The organism is Pantoea stewartii subsp. stewartii, assembly GCF_008801695.1.
GTDB classification, from domain to species: Bacteria; Pseudomonadota; Gammaproteobacteria; order Enterobacterales; family Enterobacteriaceae; genus Pantoea; species Pantoea stewartii.
Genome location: NZ_VZPF01000326.1, coordinates 1 through 248 on the forward strand (window position 1 = coordinate 1; position 248 = coordinate 248).

The window sequence follows — 248 nt, forward strand, 5'->3', positions numbered from 1 at the left end:
GTTGCGTTACGTCATCGGTCATATACAGGACTGGCCGGTGAACCGGGTCCGCGATCTGCTGCCATGGAAGGTCGAGCTTCCCTCTGCCTGAACGTCAATACGGTCTGAATGCGACGCTTACGAAAACTATCCATAAAACAAAGGACAAAAACCACGCCCGGCGGCTCACCGCCATGCTGATGCTGCATCGTGGTGACACCGTCAGTCATGTTGCCAGAACACTCTGCTGTGCCCGCTCATCGATTGGT

General features: G+C 55.2%; 1 pseudogene. It reads left to right on the forward strand.

From position 1 onward, the window contains the following. Window positions 1-83: 83 nt before the first annotated feature. Window positions 84-248 (forward strand): annotated as a pseudogene (locus F7Q90_RS28210) (hypothetical protein); the annotation flags it as partial.